The sequence below is a fragment of the Arsukibacterium sp. genome (assembly GCF_036735525.1).
Classification (GTDB): domain Bacteria; phylum Pseudomonadota; class Gammaproteobacteria; order Enterobacterales; family Alteromonadaceae; genus Alishewanella.
This window is the reverse complement of the sequence record NZ_DAINOE010000160.1, coordinates 1,644-3,280: the sequence shown is the minus strand read 5'-3', so window position 1 is coordinate 3,280 and position 1,637 is coordinate 1,644. Positions and strand designations below refer to the sequence as shown.

Sequence of the window (1,637 nt, the reverse complement as noted above, 5' to 3'; positions counted from 1 at the left end):
GCCCACGTTGACCATGGTAAAACAACCCTGGTTGATAAACTGCTGCAACAGTCGGGTACCTTTGATGCTCGTGCCAAACTGCAGGAGCGGATGATGGACTCCAACGCCCAGGAATCTGAGCGCGGTATAACTATCCTGGCCAAAAACACCTCAGTGCGCTGGAATGGTTACCATATCAACATTCTTGACACCCCGGGCCACGCCGACTTTGGCGGTGAAGTAGAGCGGGTTCTGTCAATGGCTGACTCAGTACTGCTGTTAGTTGATGCCGTAGATGGTCCTATGCCGCAAACCCGTTTTGTTACGCAAAAAGCCTTTTCACACGGTTTAAAGCCAATTGTGGTTGTGAACAAAATTGACCGTCCGGGTGCCCGGCCGGATTGGGTAATTGACCAGGTTTTTGACCTGTTTGATAATCTGGGCGCTACTGACGAGCAGTTAGACTTCCCTATCGTTTATGCATCGGCAATCAATGGCTGGGCAACGCTGGATCACACTGTCACTAAACCAGACATTACCGATTTATTCGAAGCTATTGTTAAGCACGTAGCTCCACCGGCGGTTGAGCTGAATGGCGAAACGCAGTTACAGGTATCACAGTTGGATTACTCCAGCTACTTAGGCATTATCGGCATTGGCCGTATTAAGCGCGGCACCTTAAAGCCAAACCAGCAAGTGACTATTGTTGGTGCTGATGGCAATAAGCGTAATGGTAAAGTAGGCCAGGTATTTGGCTACTTAGGTCTGGAGCGGGTAGAAACCGCAGAAGCGCAAGCGGGTGATATCGTGGCCTTTACCGGCCTTGGCGAGCTGAAAATTTCGGATACTATTTGCAGCACCACCAAGGTAGATCCTTTACCTGCGCTGCAAGTGGATGAGCCAACCGTTACCATGACGTTCCAGGTCAATACCTCTCCGTTTGCCGGTAAAGAAGGTAAGTTTGTTACCTCTCGTCAGATTTTAGAGCGTTTAACTCACGAGCTTAAACACAACGTGGCACTGCGCGTTGAAGAAACGCCAGACGGTGACAAGTTCAAGGTATCAGGTCGTGGTGAATTACACTTAGGCGTATTAATTGAAAACATGCGCCGTGAAGGTTTCGAGTTAGCGGTGTCCCGCCCGGAAGTTATCATGAAGATGGTAGATGGCGTGAAAATGGAACCCATGGAAAACGTCACCATTGACTGTGAAGAGCAGAACCAGGGCGCTATTATGGAGCGGATGGGTGAGCGTAAAGCTGACTTAACCAATATGCAACCAGATGGTAAAGGCCGCATCCGTATGGACTTCACCATGCCAAGCCGGGGTTTAATTGGTTTTCGTACCGAGTTTATGACCATTACCTCTGGTACCGGCCTGATGTACCACAGCTTTGACCACTACGGTGAGCACAAAGGTGGCAATATTGGTCAGCGTACTAACGGCGTAATGATTTCTAATGCTATGGGTAAGGCTGCCGGTTATGCGATCTTCTCCTTGCAAGAGCGCGGCCGTATGTTCATTGGTCATGCTGAAGAAGTCTACGAAGGTCAGGTCATTGGTATCCACAGCCGCAGCAACGACTTAACAGTTAACTGCTTAAAGGGTAAACAATTAACCAACGTACGTGCCTCAGGTACTGACGAAGCCATTAACCT

The 1,637-nt window shown here is 49.2% G+C and carries 1 protein-coding gene; it reads left to right on the top strand.

The genetic code is table 11. The annotated features are described in order from the left end of the window. On the top strand, positions 1 to 1,637 hold a 1,637-nt coding region (gene typA / locus V7D78_RS16610), incomplete at both ends, for a translational GTPase TypA (RefSeq protein WP_333609571.1).